This is a genomic window from Nostoc sp. JL23 (genome assembly GCF_017115065.1).
Taxonomy (GTDB): domain Bacteria; phylum Cyanobacteriota; class Cyanobacteriia; order Cyanobacteriales; family Nostocaceae; genus Nostoc; species Nostoc punctiforme_A.
This window is the reverse complement of record NZ_JABXKN010000109.1, coordinates 60,681-84,088: the sequence shown is the minus strand read 5'-3', so window position 1 is coordinate 84,088 and position 23,408 is coordinate 60,681. Positions and strand designations below refer to the sequence as shown.

Here is a 23,408-nt window from a genome sequence, read left to right as displayed (position 1 = left end):
TCGGACTTCAATACAAGCAAGAGAATTCTAGCAAAGGTCGCTGGAGTGCGATCGCAGCAATTGATGAATTGGTGTTAAGTGCAGCACTCTTTGCTCGCTTGACCCGGCGAAGCAGACTTTGACAACAAACTTTTGTCAGCCATACGCTATCAGTTTGGCGGGCATCATAAAAAAGCTAATTCCTAAAGAGGTTAGTCATGGGAACTCCTGATTCAGACGCACTAGTATTTTTTGGGGCCACAGGTGACTTGGCCTACAAGAAAATCTTCCCCAGCCTTCAGGCAATGGTACGGCGGGGCAATCTTAATGTCCCAGTGATTGGGGTTGCCGGACGACCTTGGACGACGGATCAACTTAGAGAAAGGGCACGCGATAGCCTAGAACATCATGGTGGTATAGATCAAGCTGCATTTGAGAAACTTTCTGGACTACTCCAGTACGTTGCTGGTGACTACAACAAACCAGAAACTTACGAAAAATTACGTCAAGCCCTTGGTGATGCCACTCATCCCCTGTACTATCTGGCAATTCCACCCAGCCTGTTTGCACAAGTAGTATCAGGATTGGGCGAATCAGGCTGTGCTAAAAATGCGCGGGTGGTAATTGAAAAACCATTTGGACGGGATTTGGAATCAGCACGCGAGTTAAATAAAATTCTGGCATCAGTTTTTCCCGAATCTGCCATCTATCGCATCGACCATTACCTGGGCAAAGAACCACTGCTGAATTTACTCTATTTTCGGTTTGCCAACTCTTTTCTCGAAGCCATCTGGAATCGCAACTATGTTGAAAGCATCCAGATTGTGATGGCAGAGGACTTTGGCATTCAAGGAAGGGGGCGCTTCTATGAGGAGACTGGTGCAATTCGAGATGTAGTGGAAAACCATATGCTGCAAGTATTGGCTTCAGTGTGCATGGATGCTCCCGCCAGTACTGCTACCGATTCCATTCGGGATGAAAAAGAGCGTATTCTCAAAGCTATACCTTCAGTGCAACCCAATGAGATTATTCGCGGTCAATTTTCTGATTACCGCAACGAAGAAGGTGTTGCGCCTGACTCCCAAGTAGAAACTTTTGTTGCCGTGCGGTTATTTATTAATACGTGGCGGTGGTCAGGAGTTCCCATCTACATCCGGGCTGGGAAAAAATTGCCTGTTAAAACTACTGAGGTGATGGTCAAGTTCAAGTGTCCACCTTTAGACGTGTTCCAGGAGGGAAGACAAGAAAACGCTAATTATGTTCGTTTTTTACTAGATCCAGAGGTAATTGTGGGATTGGGCGCTCGCACTAAAATCCCTGGAGAAGATATGATCGGCTCTGCGGTTGAACTCCTGGCCTTTTACGGAGGTGGAGACGAGATGGAACCCTATGAGCGTCTTTTGGGTGATGCCATGCGGGGCGATCCCACCTTGTTTGTACGGGAAGATACTGTAGAAGAGGAATGGCGGATTGTCCAGCCAATTCTCGATAACGTCACACCCGTTTACGAGTATGAGCCAAATACATGGGGGCCACCTGAGTCAGATCGACTGCTCTTGCCAAAGGATCAATGGTATAATCCCTTGTCTAGAGAGTAGTATATATTACTCATAATCTGGGCAATATCAAGGAATTTGGCGAGATGCGATAATTTTAATCATTTAAAAAGTATTTTTTGCGCATTTAGCAGGAGATGCCGTTTACTTATAAATCCTGTATTCAACCTGTGACAGATGAGTTAGCAATTCGCGGTTATCACCAAGAATGGAAGCGCCTGATGAAAGCTAATTTCAAACTAACCGCACAAGCAGTTGAACATGATTAGGCAATCCAAATGAAAAGACCTGGATTTATTGAGCGTCATCACCTGTGGACAGAAATCCAAAAAGAAGCATCTGAAAAGATCGAGGCTGTTGTCAAAGAACGGGATTTATTGTTGATTCGTACCGCTTGGTCAGACCAGCATGGGATTGTTCGCAGCAAATCGCTCTTACCCCAGACATTTTTCAGTGCCTTAGAAAACGGTATGCAAATCAGCACAGGGACATTCCTGTTTGATACTGGTGGTGCAATAGTATTTAACCCGTTTGTTCCTGGCGGTAGTTGAGATATGCCTTTGATGACAGGTGCGCCAAATCTTGTGGCTGTTCCTGACCCTGCTACCTTCAAAATTCTGCCTTGGGCAAAACGTACTGGCTTTATTCTCTGTGACGAGTACTTTCAAAATGGTCAGGCAATGCCCTTTTCCAGTCGCGGTATTTTGCGCCAATCATTGGTAGAGTTACATCAAAGAGGGTTGGAGCATATTGTCGGCTTAGAAGTTGAGTGGTATCTGGCAAAGTTGTTAGATCCGATGTTAGCGATCGCTAATGTTGGTACTTCTGGAAAACCTGGTGAACCTGCCAAAGTTAGCGCTGTAGAGCATAGCTTCCAATATCTTTTAGAATCCCACAATCCAGAGATTCACGACTTGCTGCGCGTTCTGGCAGAAAACTTAGTTGAAATGGGATTGCCTTTAAGGAGTGTAGAAAACGAAGGAGGTGCGGGTCAATTTGAATTTACCTTTGACCCGATTCCGGCGTTGCAAGCTGCGGATACAATGATGATATTCCGAATGGCGACCAAGCAAATCTGCCGTCAACAAGGTTACATCGCATCATTTATGTGTCGTCCAGGATTGCAAGGTTCTTCTTCCAATGGCTGGCATTTGCACCAATCCCTTGTAGACCAAAGCACAGGCGAGAACGCTTTCATGTCTGCAAACTCCAAATCCCTAATGTCAGATTTAGGTAAACACTTCGTTGGTGGTCTTCTGAAACACGCCAATGCCGCTACTGTGTTCACAACCCCAACAATTAACGGCTACAAAAGATTTAGGTCTTATTCCCTAGCACCTGACCGTGCCGGATGGGGATTGGAAAACCGAGGGGCAATGATTAGATTACAAGGCGGTTATGATGACCCCACCACCCACATTGAAAACCGAGTTGGAGAACCAGCAGCCAATCCTTATCTGTATATGGCATCGCAATTGATTTCTGGATTAGATGCTGTAGATCGTAAAGTTGATCCTGGCTCCCCAACAGAGTCACCTTACGCTACAGAAAGCCCGACCTTACCCAAAAGTTTGCCAGAGGCGATTTCATATTTGAGCCAAAGCGAACTTTTTTCTCAAAAAATGGGGCAGCAGTTCATCAACTTCATCATAAAGATGAAACAGAGTGAAATCAATCGCTTTTTGCAGTCCGTCGCCGATCAGCTACCAGAAGACTATTTAAAACAGGTGACTAACTGGGAGCAAAGAGAATATTTTGAATTATTTTGAAGTGAATAATTCTTGGAAATGTCGCGCTTTTAAAGATCGCCCCGTACATACTTGCTTAAGAAAAATTATTATATTTTTAACTTTATACAAGCATAATTGCACAAAAGTAAATATTTATAAAGGATGAATTAATACTTGTTTTGGTAAGTCAATACCTTTGCCACTTTTCGAGGGTGAGTTGATGTATAAACTCTTATTTTGGCAAAGATATTGGTAAGTATTATGTCATATCATACAGATACAGTATAAATTTAGATTCACTTGTTATAGGAGGAAGATTGTGTCTAAAAACAAACCAGAAGAGTTGAATTCACAAGCAGTACCATTCTTTGCTCGATTCTTGGAAGGGCAAAGCCTTGAAGACCTTTCTGATGAAGAATCAAAAGCGATTATCGGTGGATGCAATAATGCCACAAATAAGAATAAGGATGAACTTGCCCAAACTCTGAAGTTTCCATCCGATCAAGAAGATGCCACTTCAGTAACCAAGAAGTACCCTTCTGATAGTGATGAGTACGCTGTTACTCAGAAGTATCCTTCAGATGGTGATGACAGTTCGCCGTCTTGACCTTCATAGCTGCATACTTTTGACTACACCAGAGATGCGGTTTTAAAATTATTGTCAGAAGAAAAATACATTTAGTGCCAACTTCATCTAGGAGTTGGCTTCCCATTAAAATTAAGTTCACTTTTTTAATATTTTGCTTTTTCAAGAGTTGACAATACTGAAAATGCCAAAACTAATAAAAATATTTTATGCACCTCGATCGTGATGTAGTTTTATTAATCACCCATAGTGGTGATTACTTTACAATAGATAGAGTTGCAGAAGCAGTATCAAAACTAGGCGCACAGCCCTTTCGTCTTGATACTGATAAGTTTCCGATCGCACTCCAACTCCAGGCTAATTTAAGTAACTCTGGTAGCAATCATACACTGCAATATAACGATCGCTCCCTCAACACGGAGCAAGTGCAAGCAGTATGGATGCGGCGTATTTGGCAACCCGATCTCGGTAAAGAATTGGCTCCACAATTTCAAGCAGTCTGTTCTAGTGAATCACTCGCAGTCTTAGATGGCTTTTGGGACAGCCTGAAAGAAGCTAAGTGGGTGGATGATTTACGCCGGATAAGTGCAGCTGAAAACAAGTTACGCCAACTGCGGATTGCATCGGAAGTAGGTCTTGTCATACCTCGGACTCTCGTCACCAACAATCCTCAAGAAGCACGAGAATTTTTCCACCAAGTTAAGGGAAAAATGATTGTCAAGCTGCTCAGACCTCTTTCTTCTGGGATGCAAGTCTCCTCTTTTTTCATGTATACCAGCGTCGTTAAAGAAGAAGACTTACTTGATGCTGAAACACTGCGTTATTGTCCAGTTATGTTTCAAGAACAAATCCCTAAACAGCAAGAACTACGAGCAGTGTATGTGAATGGCAATTTCTTTGTCGGGGGGCTAGATGCGTCTGAGTATGCAGCATCTACCCAGGATTGGCGACGTGAGACAAAAGAGATTCTTACCTGGCAACCAGAGCAATTACCTGATAAACTAATCCGTTGTTTGGATGCCTTTATGGCTAAGTTTGGACTGATTTTTGGAGCATTTGATTTGATTAAAACGCCATCAGGAGAATATGTTTTTTTAGAAATTAATCCGACAGGAGAGTGGGGGATGCTGGAGAGAGATTTGGACTATCCAATTTCTCTAGCGATCGCATCTGCACTACTTTCAACAAGCCCGAAGTAAAATGCTCTTACTTAAAAATTCCCAACCAACTGATAACCCCTATATTTATCTGTAGCGTACTTCATTCTCCATATTTGTACATGACTGCTTTAATCATTACTCACAGCCAAGATAACGAAAGTATTCCTCTAGTTATTCAGGCAATTGAAGCCCAAGGAAAGAAAGCATTTCGTTTTGACACAGACCGATTTCCCACAGAAATGCAGTTAGATATTTACTATGGTAGTACTAAGCGAGTGATTCTGAGTGTCGATGACCAGACATTAGATTTAAATGAAGTATCAGCAGTTTGGTATCGGCGCATTGCAATTGGATCAAAAATTCCCAACTCGATGGATAGGCAACTTAGAGAAGCCTCACTGAAAGAATCTCGCGTTAGCATTGAGGGAATGATTGCTAGTATCAGGGGGTTTCATCTTGACCCTCTGCCAAATATTCGCCGAGCCGAAAATAAGCAACTGCAATTACAAATAGCAAGAGATATTGGTCTAGATACGCCTCGCACTCTGACTACAAATAATCCTGTAGCAGTAAAGCAATTTGCCCAAGAGTGTCAGCAGGGAATGATTACCAAAATGCTCTCTTCCTTCGCTATTTATGATGAACGAGGGCGAGAAAAAGTTGTGTTTACAAATCCAATTTCATCAGAGGATCTAGACAACCTTGATGGCTTACGTTTCTGCCCAATGACATTTCAGGAGAAGATTCCCAAGGCATTGGAATTGCGGACAATTATTGTAGGTAAGCGTGTGCTAACGGCTGCGGTTGATTCTCAAGCTTTAGATAAGGCACGTTACGACTGGCGCAAACAGGGAATCGCCTTACTCGACGCTTGGGAATCATACACTTTGCCCGAAGATGTCGAAGAAAAATTGCTCAAACTCATGGCAGAATTTGGTTTAAACTATGGGGCGCTTGATATTATTTTGACTCCTGATGGTCGTCATGTATTCCTTGAAGTTAACCCAGTTGGCGAGTTCTTCTGGCTGGAACGCTGTCCTGGCTTACCGATTTCCCAGGCGATCGCTGAGGTTTTAAATAATTCAGCTAATTGATTACAACTTATCTTTAGCTGGCGTTGCGATACCGCGCTTAACTAGACCCGCTTCTAGTTCCTGAATGAATTTTAAATCTTCCTCCAATAGAGGCTGGCTTTCGCTAGAAGAAAGATTTTTTTCCATAAAAGCAAATGCTTGCCGAAATTGACGCGGATTTGCTTTAATTAGCGCGTCAAAGTGACAGGGAATAATCTGCTGAAAATCCCAACTTGCAACTGTATCAGCCCAGTTGAGGACTTGGCTTGGTCCTTGAGGAAAAATGAGGATTTGCAAAATCGGTGCGACAAATGGTCGTCCCTGACCTCGTAGAGCATCGAATGCCTGCTTCCAGTTTTCTTGCCAGCGAAAAGGAAATAAACCAAAGTACGTTTTTAGCGATCGCTGTGGTGCTTTGAGAGCATCACGAAACATCTGTCCGATTGAAGCAACTTCTAAGGCACTTGGACGGAAGTAAAGCGCAAACAGGGAAATGCGTTGCCATCCCTTGCGGCGGTTGTTTTCATTGTCCTTGATCGTTTCCCAGGCATTGTCCCTGGCATGAAACAGTAAGGGATAAGGATCTAATTGGAGGATTTCTGGTGGGTCAACTGGCACAGAAAGTATAGAATCAGTTACAAGCAGAGTGCGCGATCGCTTGTGAAACACTGCAACTTCTGCAAAAGCTCCTCGTCCCAAGTCGATGTCCAATATTGCATAGTCAAACTCTAGAGCGAAGGGAGCAAGGCTTGAGTCCTCTGGGAGTTCTTGAGTTCGTTTTTGGGGAAAGCCTAGCCAACTAAGCGGCAGATTGAACGGGAAACTCCACTGGTGTGGGGCAACAAAGACTTGTGCTTGAGGAAAGCGACGAGCAAAGGGACCAACGAAGACTTTATGCTCCAGACCAGAACTGGTTGGCAGTAAGATGTACTTAACTTCACCGTGCTTTGCTACCAACTCATTAACCAAGCGGATACACTCAGTTGTGGGAGCAACGGGTGCATATACCAGAAGTCCTCCGGCAGAGAGCTTGACGATAGTCATGCGAATCGGCACGATGGTGTAGAGAATGCCGTGAAGCTGATCGAATGTCCAGATAGTGTCCTGAACTATTTCCTTACGAAGTGTCCGCCGCCTGCCGTAGGGGTAAAGTGGGACAGCAGCCCAGAATGGCCATGACCAATCCTTGGGGTTGTTCAAAGAAGACATCCCTCGATCTTGTAGTTCAACCCTCGACTGAGATCCAAGTGAATTCATCGTCGTTCCATTGTCCTGGCGTGGGCCAGTTATGAAAGTGCTGTAGTGGCTACAAGATTGATATAGCACGCTTGTCGAGCAAGGGCAACTGCCTACAATTGCAACCAGAAGGTATAGAATTTCAATTTTGAAAATTGGGATAAACGTTTTATGCAAATATACTGAGCCAGATAGCGAGGGGGAGTAAGGTAAAAATAATAACTCTTAACTCCTAACTCCTAACTTTTAACTCCTTCACGTTCCTGGTAAATTTTGCAAACGTTGATCCAAATGACTACGCTCTGCCAAAACCTTTACCAACGGGCCATGTGAAGTAAATTCTACAATACTGACCGAAGCAACAGGGCATCCCAAACGAAAACGGAAACGTCCCACATCAATCCCTAATACACTACACAGAATAATTCTGATAGTTGCCTTGTGTGAAACCACTAACACATTACCACTAGTGTAATTTTGCTTGATTTCTTCAATTACCTGCAAGGCACGATAAGCAATTGTAACCGCCATTTCTCCACCAGTAGGCGCATTCCAAGCGGGATCTGCTGACCAGCGAATATAATCATCGTGATATTCACGGCTAATTACTTCTGCCGTTTTTCCTTCCCACAAGCCATAGTTGATTTCCTTCAAACCATCCCTAAGTTGTGGTTCTATCCCTATTGCTTCATACAAAGGTTTTGCTGTCAATACAGTTCGCTGCATTGGACTACAAAATATTGCTATCCAATCCATAAAACTATATGTGTCTGCAAAAGCCTTTGCCATCTCCAAGCCTTCTGGAGTGAGTTCTGAGTTTATAGAACCGCAAAAGGAATTATTGCGGCTGCATTCTGTCTGTCCGTGACGGAGGAAATAAAGAGTTAGGTTCACGGTATATTCTCATCGATTGTGAATTTAACAGCGCTAACAATCAGATGTAGCTGAAGATAGTTAATGCCTGTGGTATATTACTACAATTTTTGAGATTTGAAATAATTTTCAGATTGGACAAAGTTGCCCTAGCTACGCTCGTCGTAGACATTGCTATTATTGCTTTCTAATAATTATAAGAATAAATTAAGCATAAATATAGAGACGTAATTAATTACGTCTCTATAAAAGTTCTGTCAATCAAGCTAGTCCTTTATCTTTCAACGCTTGCTAAGAAGAGAATAAAGGTGCATAGCATTGAATGTTTAGCATTTCGTAATTTTTTCCTGCAAAAATGGAATCCACCCCATTTATATCCCTAGAGTTTCTGCAAAAAAAATCATGAATTACTAGTCAATGTTTTTCTTGACATTATCTTTTACGTCTTCTATTCCGTGACGTACTTCGCTTTCGGCTTGCTTTGCTTTACCTTTAGCTTTATCTTCTGGATCTCCAGTAACGTTTCCTAATGCTTCTTGGGCTTTACCTTCAACATTTTTGGCAGCAGCCTTTGCGCGATCTTCTATGCTCATTTTGATACTCCTGATTAAATTAAAAACTCATTTCAAAGCTATAAACAAACTAACTTTGAAACGTATTTGTTATTACTTTCACACAGTAACTTAAAGTTTTTGCTAAAGCCTTCTACCACAAGGCATATTAAACAATTCAAAATTAAAAACTCAAAACTAAAAATGAAGAAAAGTAATTGTAGTAAGCATCCTGGCTGTTGATGAAATGTAAATTAAAGTCAGGAGAGTTTAGTTACCTATGCTAAAAGACATAGAACAAATGTAAATACGGTAATCTCTACTTTTTAAATAAAAAAACCAGTTTCGTATAGAAACTGGGTTAATAAAGTTATAGGAATATTTTTTGTTTAATCGAGAAAACCCATCAGGCTTTCAGAATTGTCAATCTCATTTGGTGCTATAGGACGGTTCCCGAAGGTAGAATAACTATCAGAAATTGCCAATGAACTTGAGGCAATTGGACGAATCCCAGAGAGATTTATACTTTCAACGACTTGGAATGTGTTAGCGCCAATTGGACGAATACCCATTGAGTTATAGGTTTCAACTACTTCTAACGTGCTGGTGCTAACGGGACGCACCCCAGCAATTGAGAGGTGTTCAGCAACTTCTAAGTCGCTAGCGCCTATAGGACGAATTCCAGAAATGGCCAGTGTTCCAGAAGCTCCCACTGGCAGTTCAGTAACTTCCTCGACTTTATCTGCATTCAAGCTCTGGTCTGGTTGATTTTCAACTTCCTCTGTAGCTTCCCCTGGAGACTTGGCATACTTTTGCCGAGAACTGGTTGCTTTGCCAGCGTTGCTAATAGTCATAAACGAACACCTCTAGTTTGTTAATTGAATTTTACAATAATTAAGGAAAGATGAAATTTTTTCCCATATACCTTAAAGTTTAACCTTAAAAAACCTCATATAGATATAAGAATCTTTAAAACTAATACATAAGTAAATTCAAATTAATAATTTTTGTAAATAATTATTACTATTTATTTGGTCTATTAAGCCAGCTACAATGGATACAGGGCGGAATCGTCACCATGAGATAGGGTATTTATAGCAAAACTGTATGACAGAATTTTGTCTTCAAGCTCCCTTTAGTCCCACAGGCGATCAACCACAAGCGATCGCTAAACTTTCTGCTAGTATCCAATCAGGCAACCGTTACCAAACTTTACTAGGAGCCACTGGAACTGGCAAGACATTTTCGGTAGCAGCAGTTATTGAGAAAATTGGCAAGCCGACTTTAGTTCTAGCGCATAACAAAACCTTGGCTGCACAGCTTTGTAACGAGTTGCGGGATTTTTTCCCCAACAACGCAGTGGAGTATTTTGTCAGTTACTACGATTATTATCAGCCAGAAGCGTATATTCCCGTTACCGACACTTATATTGAGAAGACGGCAGCGATTAATGATGAAATAGATATGTTGCGGCATTCAGCGACGCGATCGCTTTTTGAACGTCGTGATGTCATTGTCGTTGCTTCTATCAGTTGCATCTACGGTTTAGGAATGCCAGCAGAATATCTTAAAGCTGCCATCCCCCTCCAGATAGGTATGGAAGTCAATCAACGCCAAATTTTACGGGATTTGGCAAATGTTCAATATAGCCGCAACGACATAGAAATGGGCCGGGGAAAATTTCGTGTCCGTGGTGATGTCTTAGAAATTGGTCCAGCTTATGAAGACCGAATTATTCGCGTCGAATTTTTTGGTGATGAAATTGACGCGATCCGCTATATTGACCCGGTGACAGGGGAAATTCTCAAAAGTTTGGAAGCCGTAAATGTTTACCCAGCACGTCACTTTGTCACCCCAGAAGAACGATTAGAAGTAGCTTGTTATGATATTGCAGCCGAGTTAAAACAGCAAAAATTAGACTTAGAACAAGCTGGGAAATTATTAGAAGCGCAACGTATAGATCAACGTACACGCTATGACCTAGAAATGCTGCGCGAAGTCGGTTATTGCAACGGCGTTGAGAACTATTCCCGTCACTTAGCAGGAAGACAAGCTGGAGATCCACCAGAATGTTTAATTGATTATTTTCCTAAAGATTGGCTATTAATTATCGATGAATCTCACGTTACCGTACCCCAAATTCGCGGTATGTATAACGGCGATCAAGCGAGAAAAAAAGTTTTAATTGAACATGGATTTCGGCTTCCTAGCGCTGCTGATAACCGTCCTTTGAAAGCAGAAGAATTCTGGCAAAAAGTAAATCAGTGTATTTTTGTTTCAGCAACTCCCGGAAATTGGGAAATAGAAGTTTCTGAAGATCATATAGTTGAGCAAGTAATTCGACCAACTGGAGTGGTTGATCCAGAAATTTCCGTGCGTCCCACAGAAGGACAAATTGATGATTTGTTAGGTGAAATTAAAGATAGAGCCGACCGCCATGAACGAGTGTTAATTACCACATTAACTAAGCGGATGGCGGAAGATTTAACCGAATATTTGCAAGACCACGGTATCAGGGTACGGTATTTACATTCTGAGATTACTTCTATTGAGCGCATTGAGATTTTGCAGAACTTGCGCGAGGGGAAATTTGATGTTTTGGTTGGAGTGAATTTGCTGCGAGAAGGTTTGGATTTACCCGAAGTTTCCTTAGTAGCAATTATGGATGCAGATAAAGAAGGTTTTTTGCGAACCGAGCGTTCCTTAATTCAAACTATTGGTAGAGCCGCGCGTCACGTCCAGGGACAAGCGATTTTGTATGCAGATAATATGACAGGTAGCATGATTAAAGCTATTGATGAAACAGACCGGCGGCGTGGTATTCAAACAGCACATAATCGACTAAATGGGATTACACCGCAACCAATTGTCAAAAAATCAAGTAATGCGATTTTAGCTTTTTTGGATGTATCTCGGCGGTTAAATGCAACTGACTTGAAAGTTGTAGATGAACATATAGATGAACTGCCATTAGAACAGATTCCAGGGTTGATTACTCTGTTAGAAGCACAGATGAAAGAGGCGGCGAAAAAACTAGAATTTGAAGAGGCGGGTAAATTGCGCGATCGCATTAAACATCTGCGGGATAAAATGCTGGGACGTTAACGTGAATCTACTGAGTCTTCAATTGGAGTGTGATTGAGGATAAACTGATGACCGATTGTTAATTGTAAATATCACGGCGATGCCCAACTTGATGAATTGTAATGAGTTGTACTTCAGTATCAAAGGAATAAATAACCCGGTAGTCACCAATTCTGAGTTTAAACAAACCGCTTAAATCAGCACTCAAAGGTTGAGGGGTTAAGTCCTCAAAGTTCTCAGACAACCAGCGAATTTTACGCAGGATGCGCTCTTGAATAGTTGAGGTGAGAGTTTCAAACCCGATAGTCGCCTCTGATTTAAATTCGATCTCGTAGCTCATTACCAAGACAATCCCAGGTTTTTTGCTACTTCCTCAGCAGAAATTCCACGTTCTCCAGATTGAGTACGTTGTAGGGAGTCGAGTAGTTGCTGTTTCACTTCTGGCTTTATTTGTTTGCCTTCATCAGGATCAACCAATAGAGATTGAATCGTTTCGGCAACAGTTTCTTGAATCAGAAGTTTGAGTTCTTCGATGGTCATGTCTTTGACTTGCATAGGGGATGATGGTTAGTGAGAACTGCTCTTACTGTTTTACTTGCTATTGTTGCATATTGCGGCGATCGCGGCGGCGTAACAAACCGCTTGCACATCACATTAAGCATCTGCGGGATAAAATGTTAGGAAGTTAACGTGAATCTTATGCTGACCAATATTCGCCTAATTAGTGTTCAAGAGTATCACCAAATGGCGGAAATGGGGATTTTTCATCCTGAAGAACGCTTAGAATTAATCGCGGGACAAATTATCAGAATGTTAGCAAAAGGTACTGCTCACGAATCAGCAATTACCCGCACAGAAAGGTTATTACGTCAACGTTTGGGTGACAAAGTTTTATTAAGAATCCAGTCACCAGTACAACTTGATGATTATTCTGAACCAGAGCCAGATATTTCAGTGGTGAAGCTGAATCCATTAGATTATGAGGATCACCATCCCAATGCTTCCGAAGTATTTTTACTGATTGAAATAGCTGATTCCAGTCTCAAATACGATCGAGAAGTAAAAGCGAACGCATACTCTAAGTCAGGTATTATTGAGTACTGGATTTTAGATGTGAATGGACGCAAGTTGTATATGTATCGTCTCCCTAGTCCAGACGGATATCACAGTGAGAGCATACTTGCAGAAGATGTGACAATTTCACCTTTAGCTTTTGGTGATTGTGTGATCGCTATTCGGGAATTATTGCGAAAAATCTAGGAGGCGATCGCCAGAAAGCATCTACGGAATAAAATGCTAGAGCAGTTTAGAAAATGGAGTACAGGCTCAAGTTACCCTGCTATTCTTGACGAAGATGTAAAAAAGACGCTCATTCCCTTACCAATTCATGAAGTGCAGGATCAGATTGCACAAAAAATATTGGCGGCACTACATGAGCGAGACATAGCACTTGCAGCAGCAAACGCAGGATGGAATGGAGTGCTTGATAACATCACAAATACATTATGCGGACATGTTGAGCTTTCTCATCCACTGTCAGCTAGTAAAGAAACAATTTCCACAATCGCTCAAGTTCGTCAAAAGCTGTCTGAACTTCCACAATTGAATACTGATGGTGCATCAAATGGTAATGGTAGTGATTTATTTGATGAGATGACCGACGAGTAAAATGCATCTAAGAACGCCCTGCACCCGACCGCCGAAAGGTTATCTGCTGGATGCTCTAGGTTCTCTGTGGGGGGTGAGCTAAACCGTTAGCTGGCTTAGGTTATCTGTTGAGGCACAACGGGAAAGCTTTCTTTTAAAGGCGATCGCCTAATTTCCTACACATCTGAAAAGCACATACTACTTCTGATAAGCATCATCGCCTACAATAGCGATTCTGACACAGTGTGCGTAGGCATAGCCCGTCGTAGACATAGCCCATTTGTACTGCAAAGTGCAGTTTGAAACCGAAGCCACCGAAAAATAAAATCCCTTCCAGAAATTCCCCTAAAATTACAAGTAGAAGAACCTCTCAGGAGAAATCATGGCTATTGATGCAGAAATTTTACAAACACTAGATCAGATGCCAGAATCACTTAAACAAGAACTCTTGCATTATGCCAAATATTTAGTTGAGAATTATTCAAAGGCTGTTTCTCAGGAAAGTTTACAACAAAAAAAGCGTCGTTCTGGCATCTTAAAAGGAACTTTTGTTTTACCTCTGCCTGATGACTTTGATGAACCTCTTGAAGTTTTTAAGGAATATATGGAATGAGTGGTTTCCTTTTAGATACTCATGCCTTTATCTGGTTAACTGAAAATGACTCCAGCCTTCCAGATAATCTGAGGATGATGATCAATACCGCAGATATAGTTTATCTCAGTATCGTTAGTCTTTGGGAAATTGCCATCAAGTTGAACCTTGGCAAATTATCGCTTCAACAGAGCTATGAAACAATAGGTGCTGCAATCGACGCTTCAGATATTCTCATACTTCCGCTATCTTTTGCCGATACAGTTCAAGTTCGGAATCTCGCGCTACATCATGGCGATCCATTTGACCGAATGTTGATTGCACAGGCTATCAATCACTCCTTAATTATTATTAGCAGGGATAAAAAATTCGATGCTTATTCTGTTCAGAGGATGTGGTAATGGGTAACGAACAGGGGAAATGGGTGCTGTCGGAGTATAATTTGGACGATATATTGCGGCTGGAATCTGTAGATGTGGAAATTGCGATGTCTACGACGGGCTACGCCTACGCCCATTTGTACAGACAAGTGCAGTTTGAAACTGAAGCAACCGAAAATTGACATGATAGATAGTCAATCTTTGAATTTCACGCTATCTCCACAGATGCTTCGCATACAATGGTGAAAATTCTGAATAAGTTGTAAATAGTCACACTTCCTGAAAGGCTAATTTTGGATTAAACCAATTGTCTTATGCAAAATATCCCATATCAATATCGACTGCTGATTTTGTTTTTGCTGATGGGTTTGATTGTAGCGCTAGACTACTGGCGTAATCCAACAAAACCGACAAAACTTCAGGAATACTCGTTTTTAATCGTGTCCGGTTTAATCGGTGCTGGGTTTGGTATCGTTAACGATCAGATTACCTGTACTCTCTCACCTGCTTACTTTTATTACTTCAAAAATGTTCCTTATGATTCTAGTTTTCGCTGGGAAGTCAGTGAGGTTGGATTTCAGGCGGGGTTTTTTGCTGGTTTTTTAAGTTACGGCATATTTCTCTTGGTTAATCAGAGACGAAAGTTACCTTTGTCTTATCGTCAATTACTTAAAATGGCACGGTATCCGATTACTTGGGCAATTTTAGTTGCTCAGATCGCAGGATTCATATTTTATTATTTTCAATTTCCCTTCTTTGCCGATCAAATTACGCCAGTCGTTCAGCCAGCAGAAGTTTCCAAATTTATGTTGGTTTGGGGAATCCATATTGGACTTTACATCGGTGCAATCTTAGGAATTGTGCATGGTATAGTCAACATTCGTCGAAGAGTGCTACATCTGTCATTATAAGCACTATATCCACCCTCGTAATTTTTTATGTACCTGCGCTAAATACCACATATAATCATCAATTTTGTAATTATCAGCAGCTTTCACTATATATTCATCAGCCAAATCAACATTATTCTCGACTTCGTAATATAATCCCAAGTAAAGATGACTGTAAAAATTTCCCTTTATCCCTTCTGATTCACCAACAGTTAAAACATCATCTGGTGTACAATCTCCCGCATACAAATCATATACGCGCTGCATAATACGTCGAGGGTCATTTTTCACAGTTAGTAAAGATTTACGTGCCTCTTCAACACCTAACGAACGAGCTATGCAGAGATATTGCCATACTGTTTCTTCTACATCTTGAGAATTCACAGTCAAATCTATTTCAAATTGTTCAGCGCCCTCAGCAAATCTTTCTGCATAATAATACGATAATCCACGTTGCCAGAGGTAGGGTTTAATACTAGCATCCAATTGCTCTGCTATGTCGAAATCTTGAATAGATTCATCAATTTTTGCCAGTTGGAAGTTAATCATACCCCGGCGAACGTAAGCATTAGGATTTTTCGGTTGATTGCGAATGGTTTCGTTCCAGTGCTGGAGTTGATTTTCCAGAGAATTTGAAAAAAACATAGGTTTGATCCGCTACTGAATTGGAATCAGATGCGGTAAATGCTTTAGGGATTGCGATCGCCTACATTACTATAAAAAGCGATCTCATTGGGCACTTACAAGATAAACTCTTAAACTGATACCTTGAAAATAAAAAATCCGCAAAATTACAAATGAGTGATGCCTACGGAAGGCTAAGTCTACGCTGGACACTGACAGGAAAGAAAGCACTGATTACAGGTGCGACCAAAGGCATTGGACTAGCTGTTGCCAATGAGTTCTTATCTCTAGGTGCAGAAGTCATCATTGTGGCACGGAATTCTCAAGATGTTGACCAACAACTAATTATCTGGCGAGAATTAGGATTACCTGCTTATGGAATTACGGCAGATGTTGCAAGCGCTGAGGGGCGACAAGCCATTTTTGAGCAGGTTGGCAAAACCTGGGATAAATTAGACATCCTGGTTAATAATGTGGGAACCAATATCAGCAAAAAAGTACTAGACTACACAGCTGCTGAATATCAGTTCATCATCCAGACAAACCAGACATCAATTTTTGAGATGTGCCGTCTATTTTACCCTCTACTACAAAATAGGGAAAATAGCAGCATTGTGAATATAAGTTCTGTGGCAGGTTTAGTCTCGAACCGTACAGGCGCTCCTTATGGTATGACTAAAGCGGCTATAAATCAACTGACACGATCGCTATCAGTTGAATGGGCTTGCGATCAAATTAGGGTAAATACCGTAGCACCTTGGGCTATTCGCACTCCTTTAACCGAGTCTGTACTCGATAACCAAGATTTTCTCAAATTAGTTCTGTCCCAAACACCTATGGGAAGAGTTGGTCAACCAGAAGAAGTAGCGGGTTTAGTAGCATTTCTTTGTATGCCTGCGGCATCTTTCATCACTGGACAATGTATCACTGTCGATGGTGGTTTTTTGGCTTTCGGTTTTTAAGTCTCAAAGCCAGATCCATCCACGAGGTAGAAGAAACTACTTACAAAATTCCGTATTGTAGAATTGCTGTCTTAAACTCAGGAAAAAACGCTCGTGGTTCCCATTAGAGATAATAATCCGACAAAAATCACGCCTTACGTAACTTATGGGTTGATTGCTGTCAACGTCCTTGCTTTTCTTTATGAAGCAAATCTTCCTCCCCAAGCATTAAATGGGTTTCTACACCTTGCGGCTGTAGTTCCACGAGAACTGACTTTAAGCTTTGCTGGTATCTCTGTACATCAACCAGTACCAGAGTGGGCAACTTTGATTACTTCACAATTTTTGCACGGCGGTTTCTTGCACTTAGCTGGCAATATGTTGTTTCTCTGGATTTTTGGTAACAACGTTGAAGATAAGTTAGGTCATGCCAAATATTTACTGTTTTATTTATCTTGTGGTGTTTTGGCATCCTTGACCCAGTGGTTCTTCGCTCAAGATTCTAGCATTCCTTCTTTGGGTGCAAGTGGTGCGATCGCAGGTGTCATGGGTGCATACATTCTTCGCTTCCCCAACGCTGAAGTTCTCGGCGTAGTACCTCTAGGGTTTTTCTTCCCGACTTTTCGCGTCCCCGCATATTTCTTTTTAGGATTCTGGTTTCTCGAACAAGCCTTCTACGGACTTACCAGCCTGGAAGCACGTACCAACATCGGTATGGAAAGTGGTGGTATTGCCTACTGGGCCCATGCCGGCGGGTTTATCTTTGGGGCAATTCTCGGCCCACTGTTGGGTTTATTTAGTGATAAATCCGAGGAAGAATCTTGGTATAAGTAATTTTCATTGTATCGTAATTAACCTCAAATATACTGATTAATTTAATAGGTGAAATTGTTTAACCTTCGCAACTGCTAGCCTTACAAGCTATATTGCAGTTAGTCAATAATTTAGGAAAAACACCTGTGTTTCCCCTCTACGATGAAAATCCGACGCGAATTACTCCGTATTTCACCTATGGGTTAATTGGCATGAATGTTTTAGTTTTTATTCACGAGGTGAGCCTGTCACATCCACAATTGAGTCAGTTTTTAAGTGAGTATGCAGTAGTACCTCAAGAGTTAACCACCAATTTGAATGGAGAGTGGATAACGTTATTTACGTCGCAATTCTTACATGGTGGTTGGTGGCACTTAATCTCAAATATGGTGTTTCTCTGGGTTTTTGGCAACAATATTGAAGATCGATTAGGTCATGCCAAATATCTGATTTTTTATTTGGCGTGTGGTGCTTTAGCTGCCTTGTGCCAATGGTTTATTGGGATGAATTCTGAGATTCCTTCTTTGGGTGCAAGTGGTGCAATTTCTGGGATTTTGGGTGCGTACATTATCCGCTTTCCCCACGCTCAAGTCATGACTTTAATATTTTTGGGGTTTTTCATCACCACAATCAGAGTTCCAGCACTAGTCATAATTGGAATTTTTGTTGTGCAAAATGTGATATCCGGTCTTGCTACCCTGCAAACAGCCGCTAATATGACCGTACAAACTGGTGGAGTTGCATATTGGGCGCACATCGGTGGTTTTGTATTTGGGGTAATTCTCGCTCCTCTATTTGGCTTGTTTCGGCGCGACTAAATACAGCATTTCCTGAAACTCGTAGCAAAAAACTTGCTACCTCTCAATTCTCTGCTTATTCTCTGCAAGACTCATATTTTTCAGATACGTTAAAGCGAACGCCAACGGCAATGCCAATGCGATACTCTGCATTAAAATTTCCACATTTGAAACTATTAGTTTTTGTTGGCACTCGCTGAAACTTCTTCTGATTGTTCTACCTCAGATATAAATGTTGATGATTTTGCAACTTCTTCAGGTACAGAAACGATGATATCAGCACCATTGATAATTACTCCCAATAACCCCAGTTCAGATTCAACCAATTGATCGATAGCTTCACCTAGCATGTTCTCTTGTGTATAGTGTGGTCGCGCCACTAGTACGATTCCATCACTGTAGGGTTGAATTAACAAAGGATCGTTGGATATGCTGAGTGGACTAGTATCTAAAATTACTAAATCAAAACGTTCGCGGACATCTTCTATCAGCCGCCGCATTTCGCTAGATTCAAGAATCGCAGCGGAATGCCGCACTGGGCCAGGACTGGGAAGAATGTATAAATTTTCAATATCAGGAACTAAACGAATACACTCACTCAAATTAGCGTAATAACGCAGGGGTTCAATCGTGGCTTCCGGGTCAGGAATTACTTTTAAGGATGCACAACGGGAAGGCGATCGCAAATCTGTTTCGATAATCAAGGTTCTTTTACCAGCACGGGCTGAAGCGACACCCAAATTATAAGCACTTGCTGTTTTACCCTCTAGGCTACTGGTGCTAGTAATCAATACTACCTTTAAGTTTTTACCACCAATCCGGCGCATATTACTACGAAATTTTTCATAAAATTCTAAATAAGGAGAATCTTGGGAAAATACTACCGGTACAGCATCTGGCTCCAAATCATCAACTGGCATTAAAGGCAATTCTCCCAACAGTACCACTTCCCGTTGCTTGAGGCTCTCGCGGATATCCTCCCTGGTTTTGAAAGTGCCTTCCAGCGCTCCCAACAAAAATATCACACCGCCACCAACCAATAGACCTAAGAAACCACCCACAGCCAGGGTAATAGGCACACTCTTCGGAGGTTTAGGATCGACAGTAACTGCGGGGCGTCTGGCAATGCTAAGGCTGCTAGTAGTTTCTGCCTCTGCGGTTTTCGCATCGGTTAGCTTCACCTGCATTTGGTCATAGATGGCTTTTTTGAGTCCAACCTCCTGTTCTAAACGCGATCGCTCTAATTGCTTATTAGGTATCAGAGAATACTCTCGCCGGAGTCGCGCTTCTAGTTGGATTTCTTGAGCTAGTTGTTGTTGTAGTGTCTCCCTTTGAGTTTGTAAAGACACCATTTGGTTTGCCAATTGCTGGCGTGTTGGATCTAAGCTGCTTTGAGTGCGAATACCTGCAACGCTACCCTGAAGCGGAGCCGCCGTTCCATCACCACCTAAAACCTCAGCAGCACGTTGTTGTAGTAATTCCTCAGCAGCTTGTTTCTGACGCATTAACTGCACCATCGTTGGATGTTCCGGCCGCAAATCTTTTCGGAGTACAGCGATTTGCGATTCACTTTGATAAATTTGCGCTCGTAAGTTACCAATAATTGGATCGGCACTCAAAGCAGAAGAAACATAAGCTTGTGCGACTGTTAAGCCTAACTTATTTTGTAAACTGCGAACTTGACCATCAACCCCAGAAATAGTTAATTGAATTTGCCGTTGGAGATTCTGGCTGGCAGTAATGGCGCTTAACAAGCTGCCATTCTCTGCTGCTAAGATTGCGGTTCGCTCGACGCGATCGTACTGTTCTAGCTTTTTTTCAGCAATTTGCAATTCCCGTTTAGCTTGTGGTGTGCGATCGTTAATCTTTTGAATAATTGCTTGTAATCGCCCAGTATTGATGTCACTACTCAACTTGATCATTGCTTGCATCAATTCCGTCAAGACCTGTATGCCTCGTTTGGCGTCACTATCTACATATTTCAGTTCAAACAGAGGAGATTCTAATTCTCCACTCTTAGCGTTTTTTTTAGGTAGAGAAAGGGCAAGACTTGCACCGAGTTGTTTCGGTTTGACACCAACTTTCTCCGCCACACCTGCAATTATCTGGTTTGAAAGTAAAACATCCTCATTCAGTTCCTTTCCTTGCTGTTGGATTTCATTACCAGTTGTAGAGAAAGAAACTGGTGGTCCACTATAACTAAGTGCCCCAGATGCTATATAGCTAGTAGGTGGCTCTGGTTGCATAGCCACCACAGTTGATCCGGCGACAACTAAACCAAAACTAGCTAGTCCAATCCACTTATATTTATCAAAAGCAATCAGATAGCGCTTAACAATTGGTGGGGTCATGGTCGCTTCGCTCCAATTCAAAATTTAAATATTCAAAATTCAAAATTTAGGAAGCACCAAACTCAAGATAGTGGCTTTGATACAAGGACGCTATCAACTTCCTACTGTATATATCGGTTGATATCTTTAAGATTTTTCCATTAATGAATTCAAAGATAACTTAGAGATATGGCTTCCTACACTCCAAACTATTTCCAGATTGTATTCTTCTTTTAATGTTACTAATTTATTTTATCTACCACCGACGTTGTCAAAAAACCGCAGAAAGGATTGAACATTGAAGAAAGGTTGGGTAATGGTGGTCAAGAAATTAGTAATTCTACCAATGAGGTTCCGACCAACAACAATAACATCGTTATCTTGAAGTGCCACATTTTGAGACGCATCACCGCCTAGAGCTTTTTTAGCATCAAGTTTTTGGGTAATAGCTCTGCCTCGTTCCGAATCAAAGCGAACCAAAGCGATATCTCTCAGATTAGCAGTGTCTAGATTTACTCCTCCCAAAGCATCTACAAATGTACTGCCGTTAGGCAGTGCTTGAATGGAAAGACCACCCGCAGCGTAGTTTAAAACTCGGACTCTAATCTGTGGTGTAGCCAAGGATGAACGTGCTACCAAATTGCGGTCATAACCATCCTCATTACCGACTTCACGACGGGGTACGAGTATCGCATCTCCGTCTTGCAAGCGTAAATTCGGGATTGAACCGCCATTTTGCAGTGCTGCGTATAAGTCAATAGTTTGTGAAATCACAGAACCATCGATTAACTTTCGGCGTACTTGTACCTGTCGCAGGTCTGCATTCAACGTTGAACCACCAGATATTAGCAAGGCATCAGCAACACGGGGTGTTGGTGAACTAATTGGATAAATTCCTGGTCGAAATATTTCTCCGCTAATGGTGACTTGAACTGGTCGTGTTCCTGCCAAAGATACTACCACGACTGGATCTGGGAAAAAGCGACTCAAGCCCAAGCGAATTTTTTCTTGAGCTTCTTCCAAGGTTAAACCTTTTAATGACACCGTTCCCACTTGCGGCACGATGATGTTACCTTCTGGACTAATTACAGCTTGAAAACTGAGGTCTGGACGCTGCGCTGCTAATGCTAAAACTATTATTGGATCGACTACATAACGATTTAAACCCAAGCGAATTTTTTCTTGAGCTTCTTCCAAAGTTAAGCCTTGTAAAGAAACTGTTCCCAATAACGGCACCGCAATATTACCTTCTGGGTTGATTAAAGCTTGAAAGCTCAAATCTGGAAAGCGCTGAACCGAAACGCTGATTCCATCTCCTATGCCTAAACGGTATGGGCCAGGAGGACGCTGAAGCACAACACCAATTGCATCTCCTGGCCCCAAAAGGTAGCGGCTGAGTTGCGGAGAAATTTCTTCATTTGCATCTGGGGGTGCAACTTCATTAACTGGCACAGGTGAGGGGAATTGCCCTAGTGATTGTCCTTGAGATGGAAAAGGCTGGGCAAGAACAAGTTGGATAGGTGTTGTTAAGAAAACTCCTACTTGAAGACTGACAAAACACAGGGCGCTGAATCCACGCATATAATAACTGGCATCTATGAACATCGGTGCAGAAAATATTGATATAGAAATTAGTAGCGCCGAGTGGTTATTTTACTCTAAAAATGCCTTCAGTGTCTCTTTTATCTACAAGTATTTACCAAGAGAAAGAGAATAATTTTGCTAAATTTAGTTTCTAACTTCATATTGTGAACATCTTGTAAGTGAGTTTCAGCCTGAACACAATTTATAGAGATACTCTTGATAAATCTCTGCACAAGGGCATGTATAACAGACTCTACAAAGGGCCTGCCATTAATGCAGCTTGCACTGTTTCTCCAATAGACTGGGCTAAAAACCAAGATGTTTCTACCTGCCCCAAAGGTTCCATTGGAATCAGAATACTCACGCCAACCCAAGGAGTACGTTGCTTGCGCCACTGTGCCAGTTGATCTGCCAAGAACCAGTGAAAAGGTGATGGATTTCCGCCGTCTGGCATCGCATACCATTGCAAAACAGCGAAGGTTTGCTGTGGTGTGGAGGCGCGAAAGAATCTAGCTTCTACTTTAGTTTTGACATTAGAAGCCAACTTTGCAGATGGTTTGACAGTAAATTCTGCAGAACGAGATTGAGCTATATCCCACTTTCCCCAGCGTGACCTTCCCCAGCCGTTAACGTCTGTCCACTCTACCTCTGGTTGATCCATAGGCCCATTTTGCGGCAACAAAAGCAGGATTGCTTGCGATTCAGAACCTTCTTTTTTAATTACCTGCAAAGACCAATGATGTTCGCCAATTTGCTGTTCTGCTTGTTCAATGGTTTGCCAACCAGGAAGGATTAACCCAGTCTTGCGGATCTGTTTTAATTCGTGGAGGGTAGTAACAGCGGGCGGCTGTTTCCATTGCCAGTGTCCTGTCAGGTATCCAGGAACCCCTGCCATTGCTAGCAGCAGTAGCAATAACAAAAGTGCTGCTACCTGAGTCAATTGGTTTTCCTTGAAAAATTTAGAGAAAGAAATCATCAGTAA

General features: G+C 41.9%; 27 protein-coding genes. 17 read left to right on the top strand and 10 right to left on the bottom strand.

What is annotated here, in order from left to right; genetic code table 11:
- Positions 1–197: 197 nt before the first annotated feature.
- The 7 genes from zwf to HWQ42_RS22330 all read left to right on the top strand — a co-directional run bounded on the left by zwf (position 198) and on the right by HWQ42_RS22330 (position 6,105).
- On the top strand, positions 198–1,577 hold the full coding sequence (gene zwf, locus HWQ42_RS22360; protein ID WP_292816222.1) for a glucose-6-phosphate dehydrogenase: 1,380 nt from the start codon (positions 198–200) through the stop codon (positions 1,575–1,577).
- A gap of 95 nt (positions 1,578–1,672) precedes the next feature.
- Complete coding sequence (locus HWQ42_RS22355; RefSeq protein WP_292734827.1) at positions 1,673–1,804, top strand: hypothetical protein; 132 nt, start codon at positions 1,673–1,675, stop codon at positions 1,802–1,804.
- 9 nt (positions 1,805–1,813) lie between these two features.
- Positions 1,814–2,086, top strand: coding sequence for a hypothetical protein (locus HWQ42_RS22350; protein WP_292816221.1), 273 nt, complete (start codon positions 1,814–1,816; stop codon positions 2,084–2,086).
- Between the two features lie 3 nt (positions 2,087–2,089).
- A complete protein-coding gene (locus HWQ42_RS22345; protein ID WP_292816219.1) occupies positions 2,090–3,304 on the top strand; it encodes a glutamine synthetase family protein in 1,215 nt (404 codons plus the stop codon).
- A gap of 280 nt (positions 3,305–3,584) precedes the next feature.
- The gene (locus HWQ42_RS22340) at positions 3,585–3,872 is read left to right on the top strand and encodes a microviridin/marinostatin family tricyclic proteinase inhibitor (RefSeq protein ID WP_292816217.1); all 288 of its coding nucleotides are present in this window, start codon (positions 3,585–3,587) and stop codon (positions 3,870–3,872) included.
- Positions 3,873–4,060: 188 nt separating this feature from the next.
- Positions 4,061–5,050, top strand: a complete 990-nt coding sequence (locus tag HWQ42_RS22335; protein ID WP_292816215.1) for an MvdC family ATP-grasp ribosomal peptide maturase — start codon at positions 4,061–4,063, stop codon at positions 5,048–5,050.
- A gap of 80 nt (positions 5,051–5,130) precedes the next feature.
- Positions 5,131–6,105 carry an MvdD family ATP-grasp ribosomal peptide maturase gene (locus HWQ42_RS22330; RefSeq protein ID WP_292816213.1) on the top strand — a complete coding sequence of 325 codons (975 nt, stop codon included), beginning with the start codon at positions 5,131–5,133 and terminating at the stop codon, positions 6,103–6,105.
- Here the strand turns inward: HWQ42_RS22330 and HWQ42_RS22325 are convergent, their stop codons facing one another.
- From HWQ42_RS22325 to HWQ42_RS22310, 4 genes are all read right to left on the bottom strand, one after another.
- On the bottom strand, positions 6,106–7,293 hold the full coding sequence (locus HWQ42_RS22325) for a DUF4336 domain-containing protein (RefSeq protein ID WP_292816211.1): 1,188 nt from the start codon (positions 7,291–7,293) through the stop codon (positions 6,106–6,108).
- A gap of 282 nt (positions 7,294–7,575) precedes the next feature.
- Positions 7,576–8,214: a histidine phosphatase family protein gene (locus HWQ42_RS22320; RefSeq protein WP_292816209.1), complete on the bottom strand. Its 639-nt coding sequence runs from the start codon at positions 8,212–8,214 to the stop codon at positions 7,576–7,578.
- A gap of 389 nt (positions 8,215–8,603) precedes the next feature.
- Complete coding sequence (locus tag HWQ42_RS22315; protein WP_099103871.1) at positions 8,604–8,786, bottom strand: CsbD family protein; 183 nt, start codon at positions 8,784–8,786, stop codon at positions 8,604–8,606.
- 347 nt (positions 8,787–9,133) lie between these two features.
- Positions 9,134–9,598, bottom strand: a complete 465-nt coding sequence (locus HWQ42_RS22310) for a hypothetical protein (protein ID WP_292734809.1) — start codon at positions 9,596–9,598, stop codon at positions 9,134–9,136.
- 253 nt (positions 9,599–9,851) lie between these two features.
- Here HWQ42_RS22310 and uvrB point away from each other — a divergent pair, with 253 nt between their 5' ends.
- Positions 9,852–11,849: an excinuclease ABC subunit UvrB gene (gene uvrB, locus HWQ42_RS22305; protein ID WP_292816207.1), complete on the top strand. Its 1,998-nt coding sequence runs from the start codon at positions 9,852–9,854 to the stop codon at positions 11,847–11,849.
- Between the two features lie 58 nt (positions 11,850–11,907).
- Here the strand turns inward: uvrB and HWQ42_RS22300 are convergent, their stop codons facing one another.
- Positions 11,908–12,168: a type II toxin-antitoxin system RelE/ParE family toxin gene (locus tag HWQ42_RS22300; RefSeq protein WP_292816205.1), complete on the bottom strand. Its 261-nt coding sequence runs from the start codon at positions 12,166–12,168 to the stop codon at positions 11,908–11,910.
- The gene (locus tag HWQ42_RS22295) at positions 12,168–12,368 is read right to left on the bottom strand and encodes a hypothetical protein (protein WP_292816203.1); all 201 of its coding nucleotides are present in this window, start codon (positions 12,366–12,368) and stop codon (positions 12,168–12,170) included. Before HWQ42_RS22295 ends, HWQ42_RS22300 begins: the two co-directional genes overlap by 1 nt.
- Before the next feature lie 159 nt (positions 12,369–12,527).
- Between HWQ42_RS22295 and HWQ42_RS22290 the strand changes: the two genes are divergently transcribed.
- From HWQ42_RS22290 to HWQ42_RS22265, 6 genes are all read left to right on the top strand, one after another.
- Complete coding sequence (locus HWQ42_RS22290; protein WP_292816201.1) at positions 12,528–13,088, top strand: Uma2 family endonuclease; 561 nt, start codon at positions 12,528–12,530, stop codon at positions 13,086–13,088.
- Between the two features lie 33 nt (positions 13,089–13,121).
- Complete coding sequence (locus tag HWQ42_RS22285) at positions 13,122–13,496, top strand: hypothetical protein (RefSeq protein ID WP_292816199.1); 375 nt, start codon at positions 13,122–13,124, stop codon at positions 13,494–13,496.
- A gap of 361 nt (positions 13,497–13,857) precedes the next feature.
- The gene (locus HWQ42_RS22280; protein WP_292734791.1) at positions 13,858–14,088 is read left to right on the top strand and encodes a DUF2281 domain-containing protein; all 231 of its coding nucleotides are present in this window, start codon (positions 13,858–13,860) and stop codon (positions 14,086–14,088) included.
- A complete protein-coding gene (locus HWQ42_RS22275; RefSeq protein ID WP_292816197.1) occupies positions 14,085–14,468 on the top strand; it encodes a type II toxin-antitoxin system VapC family toxin in 384 nt (127 codons plus the stop codon). Before HWQ42_RS22280 ends, HWQ42_RS22275 begins: the two co-directional genes overlap by 4 nt.
- Positions 14,468–14,629 carry a hypothetical protein gene (locus HWQ42_RS22270; protein WP_292816271.1) on the top strand — a complete coding sequence of 54 codons (162 nt, stop codon included), beginning with the start codon at positions 14,468–14,470 and terminating at the stop codon, positions 14,627–14,629. Before HWQ42_RS22275 ends, HWQ42_RS22270 begins: the two co-directional genes overlap by 1 nt.
- 132 nt (positions 14,630–14,761) lie before the next feature.
- Positions 14,762–15,358: a hypothetical protein gene (locus HWQ42_RS22265; RefSeq protein ID WP_292816195.1), complete on the top strand. Its 597-nt coding sequence runs from the start codon at positions 14,762–14,764 to the stop codon at positions 15,356–15,358.
- Between the two features lie 3 nt (positions 15,359–15,361).
- On the opposite strand, the gene HWQ42_RS22260 is transcribed toward HWQ42_RS22265, so the two are convergent.
- On the bottom strand, positions 15,362–15,982 hold the full coding sequence (locus HWQ42_RS22260) for a hypothetical protein (protein WP_292816193.1): 621 nt from the start codon (positions 15,980–15,982) through the stop codon (positions 15,362–15,364).
- A 152-nt stretch (positions 15,983–16,134) separates the two neighbouring features.
- Here HWQ42_RS22260 and HWQ42_RS22255 point away from each other — a divergent pair, with 152 nt between their 5' ends.
- The 3 genes from HWQ42_RS22255 to HWQ42_RS22245 all read left to right on the top strand — a co-directional run bounded on the left by HWQ42_RS22255 (position 16,135) and on the right by HWQ42_RS22245 (position 18,533).
- A complete protein-coding gene (locus HWQ42_RS22255) occupies positions 16,135–16,923 on the top strand; it encodes an SDR family oxidoreductase (protein ID WP_292816191.1) in 789 nt (262 codons plus the stop codon).
- Between the two features lie 93 nt (positions 16,924–17,016).
- The gene (locus tag HWQ42_RS22250) at positions 17,017–17,736 is read left to right on the top strand and encodes a rhomboid family intramembrane serine protease (RefSeq protein WP_292816189.1); all 720 of its coding nucleotides are present in this window, start codon (positions 17,017–17,019) and stop codon (positions 17,734–17,736) included.
- Positions 17,737–17,861: 125 nt separating this feature from the next.
- The gene (locus HWQ42_RS22245) at positions 17,862–18,533 is read left to right on the top strand and encodes a rhomboid family intramembrane serine protease (protein ID WP_292734771.1); all 672 of its coding nucleotides are present in this window, start codon (positions 17,862–17,864) and stop codon (positions 18,531–18,533) included.
- Positions 18,534–18,688: 155 nt separating this feature from the next.
- On the opposite strand, the gene HWQ42_RS22240 is transcribed toward HWQ42_RS22245, so the two are convergent.
- The 3 genes from HWQ42_RS22240 to HWQ42_RS22230 form a co-directional block, all read right to left on the bottom strand.
- Positions 18,689–20,863, bottom strand: a complete 2,175-nt coding sequence (locus HWQ42_RS22240; protein ID WP_292734768.1) for a tyrosine-protein kinase domain-containing protein — start codon at positions 20,861–20,863, stop codon at positions 18,689–18,691.
- 231 nt (positions 20,864–21,094) lie between these two features.
- Entirely contained in the window at positions 21,095–22,447 is a 1,353-nt protein-coding gene (locus HWQ42_RS22235) for a polysaccharide biosynthesis/export family protein (RefSeq protein WP_292816187.1), read from the bottom strand.
- A 232-nt stretch (positions 22,448–22,679) separates the two neighbouring features.
- The gene (locus HWQ42_RS22230; RefSeq protein ID WP_292816185.1) at positions 22,680–23,402 is read right to left on the bottom strand and encodes a cyanoexosortase B system-associated protein; all 723 of its coding nucleotides are present in this window, start codon (positions 23,400–23,402) and stop codon (positions 22,680–22,682) included.
- Positions 23,403–23,408: the final 6 nt, after the last annotated feature.